We start from the raw sequence: 17,070 nt of genomic DNA, 5'->3' as shown, positions 1-17,070 counted from the left end.
CCCCTGCAGGGTGAGGAAGTGAGCGCAGTGAAGATGCTGTCGGATCGTGAACGGGTGCTGTGTCTGAGTCCGTTCAGCACCCCCAACCCGGCCCTCGTGGTCGCGGCCGAACGAGCGGGCGGGCTCGGTGTGCTCGACCTCGGGCCGAGCGCCGCCGCCGACCTCGCCCGCGTCACCTCGCGTCACCCGCGCGCGTTCGGGGTGAGACTGCACGGGCCGTTGGCGGTGCCTCTCCCGGACGCCGTCGACACCGTCGTGGTCGACCTCGCGCGGCATCCGCACGACCTCGCTGAGCTGGGTGAACGCAGAGTTCTCGCGGTGATCACCTCGGTGGCGGAGGCCGTTGCGGCGATCGAGTCCGGTGCCACCGGACTGATCGCGAAGGGTGCCGAATCGGGCGGCCGAGTGGGTGGTTCGCCTGCCTTCGTGTTGCTCCAGCAGGTGCTCGCGCTGACCGATCTGCCCATCTGGGTGGCCGGTTCGATCGGCCCCGACACGGCTGCCGCGGCCATCGCCGGTGGTGCTCGGGGAGTGGTGCTGGAAGGCCAGCTCGCGCTCGTCGCGGAGGCTCGAAAACATATTTCCGGCGAATTTGTCAACGCGATCCGGATGATGGACGGCGCCGACACCGTCGTGAACGACGGGTTACGCGTCCATGTTCGTCAAAACACGCTCGAAATTGGTCAAGAAGGTTCCTTGGCTGATTCTTACCGTACCTCTTTCGGGACCGTCGGAGGCGTGGTAGGCGCGATAACGCGGGGCATTCGGTCCAATCTCACCCTGGCGGGTGAGCACCGCTCGATCCGGCCCGCCGGACCGTTCTGCGACCGCGTCCCGGGCCTGCGGTACCCGATCGCGCAGGGGCCGATGACCCGCGTGAGCGACCAGCCGGCGTTCGCGGCGGCCGTCGCCGAGGGCGGAGCGCTGCCGTTCCTCGCGCTCGCGTTGATGGAGGGGCCCGCGGTCCGCGAGCTGTTGCAGGACACCGCCGCGAAGCTCGGCGAACGGCCGTGGGGCGTCGGACTGCTCGGCTTCGCGCCGCCGGAGTTGCGCGCGCGGCAGATGGAAGCCGTGCTCGCCGTCCGTCCGAAGTACGCGATCGTCGCCGGAGGAACGCCCGCACAGGCGCGGGAACTGGAGGACGCCGGCATCGAGGCGTTCCTGCACGTGCCGTCGCCCGCGCTGCTGCGCCGGTTCCTCGACGAGGGTGCGCGCAAGTTCGTCTTCGAGGGCTCGGAGTGCGGTGGTCACACCGGTCCCCGGACCAGCTTCACGTTGTGGCAGCAGCAGATCGACGTGCTGAGAGGACGGGAGAAGGACGTCGTCGTGTTGTTCGCGGGCGGCATCCACGACGCCCGCTCGGCCGCGATGATCTCCGCCATGACCGCGTCGATCGCGGCGGCGGGTGCGGCCGTGGGCGTGCTCGTCGGCACGGCCTACCTCTTCACCGAGGAGGCCGTGACGCACGGCGCGATCCAGCCGGTGTTCCAGCAGGTCGCGTTGGAGTGCGAGGACACCGCACTGCTGGAGACCTCACCGGGCCACGCCGTCCGGTGCGCGCAGACGTCCTATGTGGACACCTTCGAGCAGGCGCGGGCCGAGCTGATCGGGCTGTCCAAGCAGGAGAGCTGGGAGAAGCTCGAACAGCTCAACCTGGGACGCCTCCGGCTCGCCAGCCGGGGACTCGTGCGCGACGACGGCGGGCTCAAGGCGGTCGGCGAGGACGAGCAGCGCCGCGAAGGCATGTTCATGATCGGCCAGGTCGCGACGCTGCGCTCCGAACGCACGACGATCGCCCGGCTGCACGAGGACATCACCTCCGGGGTGCTCCCCGAGACCGGTGTGGACACCTCCGAGGCGAAGCCGCTGGACGTGGCCATCGTCGGCATGGCCGCGATCATGCCCGGCGCCCGTGACGTCGCCGAGTTCTGGGCGAACGTCCTGGCAGGCACCGACTCCATCACCGAGATCCCGCCGGACCGCTGGTCGCCGGAGCGGTACGGCAGCCCGTTCCGGTGGGGCGGCTTCCTCCCGCGCACGGCGTTCGACCCGCTGGCGTACGGCATCCCGCCCGCCTCGCTGACCTCGATCGAACCCGCTCAGCTGCTGGCGCTCGAGGTGTCGGCGAAGGCGCTGGCCGACGCCGGGTACGCGACGCGGGTGTTCGACCGCGAGCGCACGTCGGTGATCTTCGGTGCCGAGGCCGGCGCCGACCTGGCGAACGCTTACACGGTACGCACCGCGTTGCCCGCACTGGGAATCCGCGGCCTGGACGACCACCTGCCGAAGCTGACGGAGGACTCGTTCCCCGGCGTGCTCGGCAACGTGATCGCCGGCCGGGTCGCGAACCGACTCGACCTCGGCGGCGCGAACTACACGGTCGACGCCGCCTGCGCGTCCAGCCTCGCCGCGCTCGACGTGGCGTGCAAGGAACTCGTCGGCGGCACCAGCGACATGGTCCTGTGCGGCGCGGTCGACCTGCACAACAGCGCGCACGACTACCAGATGTTCGCTTCGGTGAAAGCATTGTCCGCCCAGGGCCGCTGCGCCACGTTCGACTCGGCGGCCGACGGCATCGCGCTCGGTGAGGGCGTGGCCGCGGTCGTGCTGAAGCGGCTCGCCGACGCCGAACGTGACGGCGACCGGGTCTACGCGGTGATCAAGGGCATCGGCGCGTCGAGCGACGGCCGGTCGAGAGGGCTCACCGCGCCCCGCCCGGAAGGCCAGCAACGAGCCTTGCGCCGTGCCTACGCGTCGGCCGGGCTGCCGGTCACCGACGTCGGACTGGTCGAGGCGCACGGCACGGGAACCGTGGTGGGCGACCGGACCGAGCTCGCGTCGCTGACCGAGATGTTCTCGGAGGTCGAACCCGGCACGTGCACGATCGGCTCGGTCAAGTCGCAGATCGGCCACACCAAGTGCGCGGCCGGGCTCGCGGGCCTGATCAAGGCGTCGCTGGCCGTCCACACCGGACTGCGGCCCGGCACGCTGCACGTCAAGCAGCCCAACGCCTTCTGGGACGCCGAGACCAGCCCGTTCGCCTTCGGCCACCGGACCTGGGCGGACAAGAACCGCATCGCGGGCGTGAGCGCGTTCGGGTTCGGCGGCACCAATTTCCACACCGTGATCGCGGGCTACACCGGCGCCGACGAACCACGGCACGGCCTGACCGCGTGGCCCGCCGAGTTGTTCCTGATCCGCGGCGACGACCAGGCTGCCGCGCAACGGGAAGCTGCTCGCCTCTCCGCACTGGTCGACGAGCGGACTCCGTTGCGCTCGCTGGCCGCGGCCTGTGGCAGCGGGACGGTGCAGGCGGCGTTCGTCGTCAGCGACCACTCCGCGCTGCGGAAGGCGTTGGCGGACGTCGAAGCCTGGCGCTCGTCGGACGTGGTGTCGCTCAGGACGGGGGAGCGGCCCCAGGTCGCGTTCCTGTACCCAGGGCAGGGCAGCCAGCGGCCGGGCATGCTGCTCGACCTGGTCACGGCCTTCCCCCGGCTGCAGGACTTCCTCGACGCGCGCTACGAGCGGGTGATGTACCCGCCGGCCGCGCTGACGGCCGAGGACGTGTCCCGCCAGCGCGCGGAGATCACCGACACCCGCAACGCGCAGCCGACGCTCGGCATCGCCGGGCTCATGGTCACGGCGCTGCTCGACTCCGTCGGCGTGCGCCCGGACCTGGCCGGTGGCCACAGCTACGGCGAACTGGTCGCGCTGTCCGCGGCCGGTGCGTTCGGGGCGGCCGACCTGCTGGAACTCAGTGCCGCGCGGGCCGAGGCGATGCTGGAGGCGGTCGGCGAGGACCCCGGCACGATGGCCGCGGTGACCGCCTCGGTGGCCGAGGTCGAGGCGCTGCTGCCGTCCGGCGTCGTGGTGGCGAACCACAACGCGCCCGACCAGGTCGTGATCTCCGGACCGACCGAGGCGGTCCGCGGTGCGGTCGAGACGCTGAAGAGCGCTGGGCTGACCGTCAAGAACATCCCGGTCGCCGCCGCGTTCCACAGCCCGCTGATGGCCGGGGCCCGTGACCGGTTCGCGGCACGGCTCGCGGCCGTTCCGCTCGGTGAGACGCGGTTCCCGGTGTGGTCCAACGTGTCCGCCGAGCCGCACGCCGACGTGCGTGACGGACTGTCCGCGCAGCTCTCGGGCCGCGTGCGGTTCGTGGACCAGATCGAGTCGATGTACGCGGCGGGCGCGCGGATCTTCGTCGAGGCAGGGCCCGGCGGCGTGCTGTCGTCGCTCGTGGGCAAGACCCTCGGCGACCGGTCGCACCAGGCGTTGCGCTGCGACGACCACGTGACGTTCCTGCGCACGCTGGCAGCACTCGCGGTCGCCGGTGTCGAGGTGGACACCGCGCCGCTGTTCGAGGACAGGGCCGAACCCGCCGCGGTCGTGCCACCGCGGCCGGGCTGGTACGTCGATGGAGGTCTCGTGCGGGACGCGAACGGCGACGCACTGCCCGGCGGGCTCCGGCCCGCGACCGAGTTCCCGACCCTGCGGGCCGGAACCGGCCTGGGGAGGGACGAGATCATCGAGAAGTTCCTGGACGGCATGCGGGACGCGGTGAGCGCCCAGCGGGACGTGCTGCTGAGCTACCTCGGCACCGCGCCCGCGGCTCCGGTCCCGGCGCCCCGGCAGGTGATCGAGCAGACGGCGGTCGTCGTGGCGGTGGCCGAGCCGCAGGAGGACGTGGGCGCGGTCGTGCTGCGGACGATCAGCGCCCGCACCGGTTACCCGGTGGAGATGCTGCAACCGGGGCTGGACCTGGAAGCCGACCTGTCCATCGACTCCATCAAGCGGACGGAGATCGTGGGCGAGCTGGTGGCCGAACTGGGCGCCGCCGGGTCGGTGGACGAACTGGCGCAGCTCAAGACCATCGAGGGCATCGTCGGGTGGTTCGGCGCCGCACCGGTGGCAGTTCAGAAGGGCGAGGACGTGCGCGCGGTCGTGCTGCGGACGATCAGCACGCGCACCGGCTACCCGGTCGAGATGTTGTTGCCCGGCCTGGACCTCGAGGCCGACCTGTCGATCGACTCGATCAAGCGCGCCGAGATCGTGGGTGAGCTGGCGTCCGAACTGGGCGCGGCGGGATCGGTCGACGACCTGGCGCAGCTCAAGACGATCGACGGGATCGTCGGCTGGTTCGGGGAGACGCCGAAGGCGATCGAGGCGTCGCCGGGCCGGCTGGTCAGGCTCGTGCCGCAGGTGGTGCCCGCGGAACCCGCCGCTCCCACCGACCTCACCGGCAAGACGGTGCTGATCGTCGACGACAACGGGATCGGCCTCGAACTCGCCGACCTCCTGGAACGCCACACCGCCCGCCCGCGCGTCGAACCGGCGTTCCCGGCGGACCTCACCGGCGTCGACGTCGTCGTGAGGCTCGGCGCACGACTGCCGGAGGCGTTCAGCGAGGTCAAGGCCTGTGTCACGAACGGGGTCGCGCTCGTCGTCGTGACCACGGGCGGAGGCACGTTCGGTTTCGACCACCAGCCCGACGAGCTGCCTGCGGACATCGGCCTGCACGGCCTGGTCCGCACGGCCGCGATCGAGCACCCGGACCTCGTGGTGCGCTCGGTCGACGTCAACCCCAAGGAGAGCCACCGCGACATCGCCACCGCGCTGCTCGCGGAGATCGGGCCCGGCCCGGCGGTCGTCGGCTACCAGGCCGGCAGGCGCCAGGTCATCGAGGCGATCGAGACGGCCCTCGAACCGGCGCCCCTGACCCTCGACGCCGACAGCGTGGTGCTGCTGACCGGTGGCGCCCGAGGCATCACGGCGCTCGCGGCGGCGGAACTCGCCGACCGCACCGGCTGCCACATCGAACTGATCGGCCGCACTCCCGTCGCGGCCGAGGACCACCGCCTCAGCCACGCCACCACCGAACCCGAGCTCGTGAAGGCGTTGTTCGAGCTGGGGGAGAAGGACGACGTGCCGGCCAGGGCGCGCAAGGTCCTCGCCGAGCGCGAGGTCCGGGGCACCCTGGAACGGTTGCGTGCCACGGCGTCCAGCGTGCGCTACCACGAGTGCGACGTCACCGATGCCGAGGCCGTGCGCAAGGTCGTCGACGACGTCAAGGCCCGGTTCGGCCGCCTCGACGGTGTCGTGCACGGCGCGGGCGTGCTGGACGACAAGCTGATCGAGGCCAAGACCCAGGAGTCTTTCGACCGGGTCTGGGCGACGAAGGTCAACGGCGCCAAGGCGTTCGACGACGGGTTCCTCGTGCTGTTCGGCAGCGTCAGCGGGGTGTTCGGCAACCGCGGCCAAGCCGACTACTCGGCCGCCAACGACGCGCTGGACCGCATGGCGAGGTTCTGGGGCGCGGGACGGCGGGTCGTCGCCGTCGACTGGGGTCCCTGGGCCGGCGCGGGCATGGCGGTCGGGCTCGCCGGCGAGTACGCGCGGCGCGGCATTCCGTTGATCGAGCCGCGCCACGGCGTGACCGCGCTGCTGAACGAGATCGCGGGCGGTCAGGACGTGCAGGTGGTCTACCGATGGGAGGCATAGCGATCGTCGGGATCGGCGCCGTCTTCCCCGGTGCCCCCGACGCGGCGACGTTCTGGCGCAACATCGTCAGCGGTGTCGACGCGATCGGTCAGATCCCGCCCGGCCGCTGGGACCCGGCCACCTACTACGACCGGGACAGCAGGACCGGAGACAGGTTCTACTGCCGCAGGGGCGGGTTCGTCGACGACCTGGCCGAGTTCGACCCGACCCGGTTCGGCATCATGCCGTCCACAGTGGATGGAGCGGAGCCCGACCAGCTCCTCGCCCTCGCCACGGCGGCCGAAGCCATCGCGGACGCCGGTGGTGAGGCGGCTCTGCCGTCACGGGATCGCGTCGGCGTCGTCGTCGGACGCGGTGGTTACCTCACGCCGGGTTGTGCGCGGCTGGACCAGAAGGTCCGGCTCGCCGACGAGGTCGTGTCGGTGGTGCGCGACCTCTTCCCCGCACTGGCGGAGACCGAGCTCAGCACGGTGCGCCAGGCCATCCGCGAGCGCTTCGGGCCGGAGCAGCCCGAGTCGTCGATCGGTCTCGTGCCGAACCTGGCGGCGTCGCGCATCGCCAACCGGTTCGACCTCAAGGGCACCGCGTACACCGTGGACGCGGCCTGCGCGTCCGGGCTGGTCGCCGTCGAGCACGCCGTCCGCGAACTCCAGGAGGGTCGCGCGGACGCCATGCTCGCCGGCGCCGTTCACGTCTGCCACCACCCGACGCTGTGGAGCGTCTTCACCCAGCTCAGGGCGTTGAGCCCGACGGAACGCATCCGGCCGTTCGACGCGACGGCCGACGGCACGCTGCTGTCCGAGGGCGTCGGCATGGTCGTGCTGAAGCGGCTGGAGGACGTCGGCGACGAACGCGTCTACGCGGTGATCCGCGGTGTCGGCACGGCGAGCGACGGCCGCTCCACCAGCATGATGACGCCCAACCCGGACGGCCAGCTCCTCGCCGTGCGACGGGCCTGGGCCAACGCCGGCCTCGATCCGCGGGAGAAGGCGCCGGGCCTGATCGAGGCGCACGGCACCGCCACGCCCGCCGGTGACGCCGCCGAGCTCCAGACGATGATCAACGCGTTCGGCGAGCAGGGCGACGAGATCGGCATCGGCACGGTCAAGTCGATGATCGGCCACGCGATGCCCGCCGCCGGCATGGCCGGGCTGATCAAGGCCGCGCTCGCCCTGCACCACAACACGCTCCCGCCGACCCTGCACGTCGACACCCCGCACAGCAGCATGACCGGAACCAGGTTCACGCCCGTGACGAGTGCTCGCGAGTGGACCGGACGGCACCGCGCGGTCGTGAACGCGTTCGGGTTCGGCGGGATCAACGCCCACGCGGTCCTCGACGGCCACACCATCGCCAAGCCGCGCAAGCCGGTCATGACGTTCTCCGCCGACACCGTGGAGGAACTGCGGAAGGCGCTGGAGCAACGCCGCACCTCCAGCGCGGACAGGGCGTTCCGGCTGGCCGTCGGCAACCCGGACGAGCGCAAGCTCAAGCTGGCCGAACGCGTGCTGGCCCAGGGCAAGGCCTGGCCGGGGCGCCACGACATCTGGTTCTCGCCGCAGCCGTTGCTCACCGGCACCGACCAGGTCGCGTTCCTGTTCCCCGGCTTCGAGCGCGAGTTCAGCGGTGAGGTCGTGGACCACGCCGTCGGACTCCTGCAGGACGGCCGGCGCGAAGCCCGCGAGCTCATGGCGCTCGGCATCACGCCGGGAGCGCTCGCCGGGCACAGCATGGGCGAGTGGACCGCGATGGTCGTCGGTGGCATCTACCCGACGATCGACGAGTTCGTCGCGGCGCTCGGGCCCGGCGCGGTCGCCGTGGTCGACATCGCCTACGCCGCACTGGGGTGCTCGGCCGGCAAGGCCGAGAAGCACCTGGTCGACGGCGTGACGATCAGCCACGACAACTGCCCGCACCAGTCGGTGATCTGCGGCCCGATCGACCTCCTCGAACAGGTGCTCACCACGTTGAAGGCCAACGGCGTGATGGCGCAGCTGATGCCGTTCCGCACCGGCTTCCACACCCCGGCGCTCGCCCCGTACCTGGTACGGGCCAGGGAGATGCTCGACGCGCTGCCGGTCCGCGCGTCGGACATCCCGGTGTGGTCGGCGAACTCCCTCGCACCGATGGACGCGGACGGGGTCCGCGAACTGGTGCTGCGCCACCTGGTCGAGCCCGTGCGGTTCCGCCCGCTCCTGGAACGCCTGCACGGCGCGGGTTTCCGCGCGTTCGTCCAGATCGGACAGGGCAGCCTGCCGGGCTTCGTCGGGGACACGCTGAGCGACAAGCCGCACGTGGCCGTGAACGCCGACATCGCGCCGGAGGCCCTGTGGGCGTTCGGGCTCAAGCGCGGCACCGCCCACAAGGTCAAGCTCCGGCTCGGCACGCCCAGGATCGAGGTCGGCCCGATCGGCACCGAACCCGTGCTGGTGGCGGACGACAGCCCGATGTCCGCGGCGGTCAACAAGCTCCTGGCCCACACCAACGCCGTCGCGCGCGAGGTCGCCGGGGCGCTCCGGCCGAACGAGGCGGGGTTCACCCGCGAGTTCTCGCTGCGGACCATGCCCGAACTCGTCGACCACTCGGTGTTCCCGCAGGCGCCGGGCTGGCCGGACCTGGCGGACGGGTTCCCGATCGTGCCCGCGACCGGCCTGCTCGAGGTGTTCGCGGACGCCGCGCGCAGGCTCACCGGCGGCACGGTGCACGGGTTCGCCCAGGTCAGGGCCAAGCGCTGGCTCACGGCCCTGCCCGCGACGACCGTGAAGATCTCCGCGCGCGCCGAGGCCCCGGACCGCGTCACCGTCAAGGTCGGCGACTACGCCGAGGGCGTCGTGCTGATGTCACCGCAGACACCGCAGCCGGTCGGGAAAGAACTCGAAGGCGTGCGCGAGGCCCCGGTGACCGCCGATGAGCTGTACCGGGACAACTGGATGTTCCACGGACCGGCGTTCGCGGGCGTCACGAAGATCGACTGCCTGGCGGACAACGGGATCGCGGGCGTGCTGACGCCGTTGCCCGCGCCGGGAGCGCTGCTCGACAGCGCCGGGCAGCTGATCGGGCACTGGATGCAGGTCTGCCGCACGGTCGACCAGACCGTGCTGCCGACCGGGATCGAGCAGGTGACCTTCCACGGGCCCGTGCCCACCGGAGACGTCCACTGCACCGCGTGGATCCGCGAGGTCACCGACCAGGTGATGATCGCGGACGCCGAGCTGACGGTGGACGGTGCGCTGTGGTGCCGGATCACCGGCTGGACCACCCGGCGCTTCACCACGGACGACCGCATCTGGCAGGTCAAGCTCAGGCCCGGAACGGAGATGCTGTCCACACAGGACGGTGACTCGCTGACGGTCGTCGAGAACTGGTCCGACAGCGCCACGCGCGACCTGATCATGCGCCGCTACCTGAACTCCGCCGAACGACGGCACTACGGCGGCCTGGACGTGCCCGCCCAGCGCGACTGGCTGCTGCGCGTGATCGCGGTGAAGGACGCCGTGCGCGCGTGGCTGTGGGGCCGAGGTGCCGGGCCGGTCTACCCGGCGGAGCTGACGGTGGCCGCGGACGGCCGGGTGCGCGGGGCCTTCGCCGTCCCGCGCGTCGAAGTGACCTCAGAACAAGGGCGAGCCGCGGCCCGCGTGCGAACGGAGATCTGATGGACGAGGTGCTGCAGCAGGTCGCCAAGCTGATCACCGAGGTGGTGGGACCGGACTTCCTGCTGGGCGTGGAGATCACCCGCGACACCACGTTCAGCGACGACCTGGGCCTGGAGTCGATCGAGTTCGTCGCACTGGCCGACAAGCTCAACGCCCACTACGGCGTCGACCTCGTGGCCTTCCTGGCGGACATGGACATCGACGAGATCATGGCGATGTCCGTCGGCCGGCTCGTCGACCACATCACGGCTCGTGTCTGAGGTCCACGCCCGGGGGTTGCGCTTCCACGTGCAGCGGCTCGGGCCGGCAGAAGGACCGACCGTGGTGTTCGTGCACGGCCTGGTGATGGACAACCTGTCCAGCTTCTACTACACGCTCGCGGCACCGCTGGCCCAGGCAGGGTTCGGCACCGTGCTGTTCGACCTGCGAGGGCACGGCCTGTCCGAGCGGCCGCCGTCCGGGTACACGCCGGAGGAGAGCGCCGAGGACCTGGTCGCCGTGCTGGACGGGATCGGCGTGACCGAGCCGGTCTTCCTGCTGGGCAACAGCTACGGCGGTGTCGTCGCGATGCACGCGGCCGTCCAGGCGCCCGAACGGGTCGGCGGCGTCGTGCTCGTCGAGTCGGCGGTCGGGGGAGTGGTCGGTGACGCGTGGTTCGAGGACATCACGAACACGCTCACGGTCGCGGCGCTGGGACTGGAGTTCGACCGGACGCAGGACCAGCTGATGGCGCTGGGCCAGCGCAAGATCGCGAAGCTCGCCGTGAACGCCAACGCGTTGCTCAACGGCACCACGCTGATCGACGACCTCGGCTCCGGCGCGAAGCTCGACCTCACCCAGGTGCGGTGCCCGGTGCTCGGGGTCTACGGCGCCGAGTCCGAACTCATCGGAGCCGCCGCGGAACTGCGCGAGCGCATCCCGTCGTGCCGCCTGCACGTGGTTTCCGGGCTGGGGCACACGGTCCTGCGCGAGGCCACGGCCGAGCTGCTGGACGTGCTGTTCGACTGGTTGCCGTCATGAGCCGGTTCCTGTTCGTGGTGCCGCCCCTGACCGGCCACGTCAACCCGACCGCCTCCGTGGGCGGCGAGTTGCTGGCGCGCGGGCACGACGTCGCGTGGGTCGGCCATCCGGGCACCCTGGAACCCCTGCTGCCGGACGACGCGCGGATCTTCCCTGCGATCGACGACCTCCTGGAGGCCGACATCCGCGCGAAACGGGAGCGCTGGCTCGCGTTGCGCGGGATGGCGGTGCTCAAGTTCTTCTGGGAGGAGTTCCTGATCCCCCTGGGCCACGCGATGGTCCCCGGCGTGTCGGACGCGGTGGCCCGCTTCGGTCCTGACGTGGTCGTCGCCGATCAGCAGGCGCTGGCCGGGCCGGTGGTGGCGCGCGACGCCGGGCTGCCGTGGGCGACCTCGGCGAGCACCTCGGCAGAGCTGGTCAATCCACTGAGGACGATGCCGAAGGTCGACGCCTGGGTGCGGGACCTGTTGCACGACTTCGCAGGCGGGGACATCAGGTTCTCCGACCGGCTGGTGCTGGTGTACAGCTCGGCGGCGCTCGTGGCGGGGGAGTTCGGCGAGGAGGTCGCCTTCGTGGGACCGGCCCTGAGCCACCGCGCCGAGCGGGTGGACTTCCCGTGGGACTGGCTGGTGCAGCGGGACGCGCGGCTCGTCCTGATCTCGCTGGGAACGTTGAACGGACCGGCGGGAGAGCGTTTCCTCAGCCAGGCGCTGGAAGCCGTCGGCGGTCTCGACCTCCGCGCGGTCGTGGTCGGTGAGCCGCGCCCCGCGCCTCCCAACGTCCTCGTCCTGCCATCTGTGCCGCAGCTCGCGCTGATGCCGCACCTGGACGCGGTGATCACACACGGCGGGCACAACACGGTCTGCGAGGCGCTGGCGCACGGGCTGCCGCTGGTCGTGGCCCCGATCCGGGACGACCAGCCGACCGTCGCCGCCCAGGTCGTCGACGCCGGCGCCGGAGTGCGGCTCACCTACTCGCGGGCGCGGGCGGCGGACATCAGAAGCGCACTGGAGTCCGTGCTGGACGAGCCGGAGTACGCGGCCGCCGCCGGACGGGTGCGCGCATCGTTCTTGGCGGCGGGCGGCGCGACAGCCGCGGCCGACCGACTGGAAAAGGTGGTGGCCGGGTGATCCTCAGCGTGTTGGTGGTGCTCGTCGTCGTCCTCGACGTCCTGCGCCTGCGGTCCCGCGCGTCCAAGCTGCGAGTGCTCGCCCGGGGCGCGGGCGGGCACTCGCTCCTCACCGCCACCGGGGTCCACCCGGAGGGCTCGTGGGAGACCGACGCCGACCTCGTCGACCTGGTGCCGCGCGACCTGCCCACGGTGGCGGCGCTCGACCTGCTCGGCGCCGTCGACCCCGGCAAGTACCGCGACGACCAGTGGGCGCGCGGGATCAGCGCGTCGCAGGCCGTTCTCGTGCGGGAGAAGTACGCCGAGGAGGTCGACCCCGACGACCCGACCGAGTTCATCGCGTACGTGCGGCGAGTCAAGGACCACGTGCACGCGCAGGTCGACATCGCCGTCGCACCCGGACTCAAAGCCGGGCCCTACGACCTCGGCTACCGCGCGGCGATCCTGCGCCGGCTCGGGAAGCGGCCGTCGCTGTGGATCGCGGGCTCGGTCATCGGGTACGCGACCGTCGTGGGCGCTCTGGTCACCGACTGGCGGTGGGGACTCGGCGCGCTGGCCGCGTACTGGGCGCACCCGATCCTCGTCTTCGCCGGAACGCCGCTGAAGCCGCGCGATCTGTGGGTGCCGCGCGTCCTGCGCACGCCCTACCTGTGGTTCAAGACCTCCGGCGGCAAGAAGTCCACCGCCGAACGCCGTCAGGCGAAGCACCTCGAGCAGGCCACGCCCTGGTACGAGCAGAACCGCGACCGGAACTTCCACGAGGCGCCGCGCGACAACTGCCCGTCGTGCGGGAGCACGGACCTGCGCCGCTGGGTCACCGCGACGGACCTGGTTCAGCGCAAGCCCGGCACGTTCACGATGGACCGGTGCGTCCGATGTGGACACGTCTGGCAGAACCCGCGCCTGACCGAGGAAGGCCTCGGCTTCTACTACCGCGACTTCTACGACGGCCTCGGTGAGACGTCGGCGGAAGCGGTGTTCTCCGGCAAGACCGACCCGTACTACGGCCGGGCGCGCATGGTCGAGCCGTTCACGACACCCGAGCGCTGGCTCGACGTCGGCTCCGGGCACGCCCACTTCTGCCTGGGGGCCAAGGAGGTCCTGCCGAAGACGACGTTCGACGGGCTCGACCAGGGCGCGGCCATCGAGGACGCGGCACGCCTCGGGCGGATCCAGAACGCCTACCGCGGCAGCTTCAAGGACTTCGCGGGTGAGCTCAAGGGCCGCTACGACGTGATCAGCATGCACCACTACCTGGAACACGTGCGCGACCCGTGGGAGGAGCTCGACATCGCCGCGGACGTGCTGCCCGACGGCGGTTACCTGCTGATCGAGCTGCCGGACCCGGAATGGCGGCTGGGCAGGTTGTTCGGCCAGTACTGGATGCCGTGGTTCCAGCCGCAGCACCAGCACATGATGCCGATCGGCAACCTGGAGCACGCGCTCGCCGACCGCGGGCTGACCACGGTGGCCACTGAACGCAAACAAGCCCACCTCTGCAACGACTTCACGCTCGCGTTGCTGTTGTGGCTGGGGGACAAGGCACCCCGCACGCCCGCGCCGTGGCGTCCGGAGAAGGTGCGGCTGCGCAGGACCCGGAGCTTCCTGGTGTGGTCGCTGGGAATCCCGGCGTTCTTCGTCGCGCTGGCCCTGGACCAGACCGTGAACCGGTTCCTGGCCGCTCGCACCGGCAACGGCAACGCCTACCGGTTGCTGGCGCAGAAGGTGCCGGCGGAGCGGGCATGACCGTCGACATCGCGGATCGGCCCGAGCTCGCGCCGGAGCTCAGGCTGGTGCCGCACGCGTTCCGGCGCACGTTCGGCAGGCCCGCGCAAGGCGTCTGGTACGCGCCGGGGGTGCTGAACCTGCTGGGCGGCGCGGTGAAGGTCCGCGCGAAGTGGGGCGCCATCGTCGCGGGAGACCTGCGCGACGACGGCGTCCTCGAGCTCGTCTCGGTGAACCGCCCCGCCGAACGCGCCGTGCTGCCGTCCGACGACGTTCCGGCCTGGGCACGGGGCGTGCGAGCGAGGGGCGGCGCCACGTTGATGTGCAGCGTGGACCTGCCGCACGGCAGTGGGCTTTCCGCGAGCGAGGCGCTCAACGCGGCCGTCGCACTCGCGCTCGGTGAGACCGAGCCGGATCCCGAACCACTGGACCTGCCCGGACAACGGCTGCTCGTGGTCGACACGCGGATCAGGCGCGACGAACCCCAGCTCACCCGGCCGTTCACCGCCGGAACGGACCTGGGGCCCGCGCTGACGGCCTACCACCGCGCCCAGAACCCGGATCCCGTGCAGGACGCGGTGGTCGAGGCCGCGCTCAGGGCGGGCGCGCGCGGCGCGAGCCTGCTGGTCGACCCGCCGGGCAGGCCCGCTGTCGCACTCGTCGACGCGGACCTGGTCCCGGCGGTGAAGAAGGCGATCACGAAGGCGGTGGAGATCCCTCCCCGCTACCTCACGATCGTGCCCGGTCCCTTCAAGACAGCGGCTTTACGGTGAACTCGGCCCGGCGCAGGTCCTTCGAGCTCGGTCCCACGAGCAGGACGAACTCGCCGGGCTCCACCACGCGCAGCCCGGCGGCGTCGACGATCGTGCACTCCGACACCGGCAGCTCCAGGTCGACCTTCACGGTCTCGCCGGGCTCGACGTCGACCTGCCTGAACGTCTTGAGCTCCTTGTCCGCCCAGCTCACCGACGTGACGGCGTCGCTGACGTAGACCTGCACGGTCTCGCGCGACGGCCGTGAGCCGGTGTTGGTCAGGGTGATCGACGCCTTGACCGTCTCGTCCGGGCGCAGCACCGCCGTCTCCACGTGCAGGTCGCCGTACTCGACCGTCGTGTAGGACAGGCCCTCGCCGAACGCGAACGCCGGCTCCTGCGTCAGGTCGGCGTAGCGCGTGCCGTGCTGACCGCGGATCTGGTTGTAGTACGTCGGCTGCTGACCGGCGTGCGCCGCGAACGAGATCGGCAGGCGGCCGCTGGGCTCGACCAGCCCGTGCAGCACCTCGGCGATGGCCCGGCCGCCCTGCATGCCGGGGTTCGCGACCCACAGCAGCGCGGCGGCGTTGCGCGCGGAGGCGGGCAGGACCAGCGGCTTCGAGGCGAGCAGCACCACGACCAGCGGCGTGCCGGTCTCGGCCAGCGCGTCCAGCAGGGCGATCTGGCCGCCGATGAGGTCGAGCGTGGCGGTGGAGCGTCCCTCGCCGACCAGTTCGATCTGGTCGCCGACGACGGCCACCACGTAGTCGGCGTCCCGCGCGGCCGCGACGGCCTCGGCGATCAGGTCCGCGTCCGGGGCGCAGGCCTTCACGACCGGCGGGCGCGGCTGGCCGTCGGGGAACGTGTCGCCCTCGGGGTCCGGCTCCAGCGTGAGGATGTCTGCGCCGCGGGCGTACGCGACCTCCTGTGACGACAGCTCGCGCAGGCCGTCCAGGACGGTGGTGATCATCTCGCGCGGGTGGCCGTTGGGCAGCCAGTCGGCCTGACCGGACGAGCCCGCCCAGTCGCCGAGCTGGGTCTGGGCGTCGTCCGCGAGCGGGCCGACGACCGCGATCTTGCCCTTGCCCTTCGCGAACGGCAGCACGCCGTCGTTGCGCAGCAGCACCAGCGACCGGCGCGCGACCTGCAGGTTCAGCGCCACGTGGTCGTCGTGGTTGATCATCACGCGCTGGCGCTCGGCGTCGGGCCTGCGCGGGTTCTCGAACAGGCCGAGGTCGAACTTCAGCGTCAGGATGCGGGTGACCGCGCGGTCCAGGTCGGACTCGGCGAGCAGCCCCTCCTCGACGGCCTGCAGCGCGCCGTCGAAGAACTGCGGGGTCGTCATGATCATGTCGTTGCCGGCCTTCACGGCGGCCGCGGCGGCGTGCATGTGGTCGGGCTGCAGCTTCTGCTCCCAGACCATGCGGCCGACGTTGTCCCAGTCCGTGATGAGCGTGCCCTTGTAGCCCCACTCACCGCGCAGGACCTCGTCGAGCAGCCACGAGTTGACCGTGATCGGCACGCCGTCGGTGGACTGGTAGCCGAGCATGAACGTGGCGCAGCCGGCGCGGGCGACCTTCTCGAACGGCGGCAGGAACCACGACCGCAGCTTGCGCCGCGAGAGGTCCGCCTCGCTCGCGTCCCGGCCGCCCTGGGTCTCCGAGTAGCCGGCGAAGTGCTTCGCGGTCGCGAGGATCGCGGTCTCGTCGGCGAGGCCGTCGCCCTGGTACCCGCGGACCATGGCGGCCGCGAGCTCACCGATCAGCACCGGGTCCTCGCCGAACGTCTCGTCGACGCGGCCCCAGCGCAGGTCCCGCGAGATGCACAGCACCGGCGAGAACGTCCAGTGCACGCCGGTCGCGGCGGCCTCGACGGCGGTGACGCGGGCGACCTGCTCGACGAGCTCCGGGTCCCAGCTCGCGGCCATGCCGAGCTGCGTCGGGAAGATCGTGGCGCCCTCGTAGAACGAGTGGCCGTGGATGCAGTCCTCGGCGATCAGCAACGGGACGCGCAGGCGCGTCCGCGTGGTGAGGTCTTGCGCGCGCAGCACTCGTTCGGGCGAGGTGTGCAGGATCGAACCGACGTGCTTGCTCAGCACGTGGTCGTCCAGGTCCTCCCTCGAGTCCAGCTGCATCATCTGGCCGACCTTCTCGGCCAGTGTCATGCGGCCGAGGAGGTCGGCGACCCGCTCTGCGGTGGGCAGCGTGGCGTCGAGGTAGGGCACGTCGTCGCGATCCATGTGGTCTCCGAGAGGGCTCGTGCGGCGGCAGCGTCTATGGGAGCGCTCTCA

8 protein-coding genes are annotated in these 17,070 nt (G+C 71.5%); 7 read left to right on the top strand and 1 reads right to left on the bottom strand.

Going from position 1 to position 17,070, the window contains the following annotated elements; genetic code table 11:
• Window positions 1–18 precede the first annotated feature (18 nt).
• The 7 genes from IE307_RS08150 to IE307_RS08120 are packed head-to-tail and all read left to right on the top strand — an operon-like array spanning window position 19 to window position 14,801.
• Window positions 19–6,501: a type I polyketide synthase gene (locus IE307_RS08150; RefSeq protein ID WP_229904514.1), complete on the top strand. Its 6,483-nt coding sequence runs from the start codon at window positions 19–21 to the stop codon at window positions 6,499–6,501.
• Window positions 6,489–10,154 carry a beta-ketoacyl synthase N-terminal-like domain-containing protein gene (locus tag IE307_RS08145; protein WP_191297229.1) on the top strand — a complete coding sequence of 1,222 codons (3,666 nt, stop codon included), beginning with the start codon at window positions 6,489–6,491 and terminating at the stop codon, window positions 10,152–10,154. The genes IE307_RS08150 and IE307_RS08145 overlap by 13 nt, the downstream gene beginning before the upstream one ends.
• A complete protein-coding gene (locus tag IE307_RS08140) occupies window positions 10,154–10,414 on the top strand; it encodes an acyl carrier protein (protein ID WP_036014077.1) in 261 nt (86 codons plus the stop codon). Before IE307_RS08145 ends, IE307_RS08140 begins: the two co-directional genes overlap by 1 nt.
• A complete protein-coding gene (locus IE307_RS08135; protein ID WP_191297227.1) occupies window positions 10,407–11,174 on the top strand; it encodes an alpha/beta fold hydrolase in 768 nt (255 codons plus the stop codon). The genes IE307_RS08140 and IE307_RS08135 overlap by 8 nt, the downstream gene beginning before the upstream one ends.
• Window positions 11,171–12,304 (top strand): glycosyltransferase, encoded by a 1,134-nt coding sequence (locus IE307_RS08130; RefSeq protein WP_191297225.1) that lies wholly within the window; start codon window positions 11,171–11,173, stop codon window positions 12,302–12,304. Before IE307_RS08135 ends, IE307_RS08130 begins: the two co-directional genes overlap by 4 nt.
• Window positions 12,301–14,049 carry a class I SAM-dependent methyltransferase gene (locus IE307_RS08125; protein ID WP_191297223.1) on the top strand — a complete coding sequence of 583 codons (1,749 nt, stop codon included), beginning with the start codon at window positions 12,301–12,303 and terminating at the stop codon, window positions 14,047–14,049. The genes IE307_RS08130 and IE307_RS08125 overlap by 4 nt, the downstream gene beginning before the upstream one ends.
• Entirely contained in the window at window positions 14,046–14,801 is a 756-nt protein-coding gene (locus tag IE307_RS08120; protein WP_191297221.1) for a galactokinase, read from the top strand. The genes IE307_RS08125 and IE307_RS08120 overlap by 4 nt, the downstream gene beginning before the upstream one ends.
• Here IE307_RS08120 and IE307_RS08115 read toward each other — a convergent pair.
• Window positions 14,779–17,019 (bottom strand): exo-beta-d-1,3/1,6-glucosidase, encoded by a 2,241-nt coding sequence (locus tag IE307_RS08115; RefSeq protein WP_191297220.1) that lies wholly within the window; start codon window positions 17,017–17,019, stop codon window positions 14,779–14,781. The genes IE307_RS08120 and IE307_RS08115 overlap by 23 nt on opposite strands.
• Window positions 17,020–17,070: the final 51 nt, after the last annotated feature.

Origin of the sequence: Lentzea cavernae (assembly GCF_014653695.1) — a bacterium.
Taxonomy (GTDB): domain Bacteria; phylum Actinomycetota; class Actinomycetes; order Mycobacteriales; family Pseudonocardiaceae; genus Lentzea; species Lentzea cavernae.
This window is presented reverse-complemented; position numbering and strand designations above follow the sequence as displayed.

What these genes read in the sequence shown, in the direction of transcription:
- IE307_RS08120 (WP_191297221.1), top strand. Translation starts at nt 14,046, where the DNA reads ATGACCGTCGACATCGCGGATCGGCCCGAGCTCGCGCCGGAGCTCAGG.
- IE307_RS08115 (WP_191297220.1), bottom strand. Translation starts at nt 17,019, where the DNA reads ATGGATCGCGACGACGTGCCCTACCTCGACGCCACGCTGCCCACCGCA.
- IE307_RS08145 (WP_191297229.1), top strand. Translation starts at nt 6,489, where the DNA reads ATGGGAGGCATAGCGATCGTCGGGATCGGCGCCGTCTTCCCCGGTGCC.
- IE307_RS08140 (WP_036014077.1), top strand. Translation starts at nt 10,154, where the DNA reads ATGGACGAGGTGCTGCAGCAGGTCGCCAAGCTGATCACCGAGGTGGTG.
- IE307_RS08130 (WP_191297225.1), top strand. Translation starts at nt 11,171, where the DNA reads ATGAGCCGGTTCCTGTTCGTGGTGCCGCCCCTGACCGGCCACGTCAAC.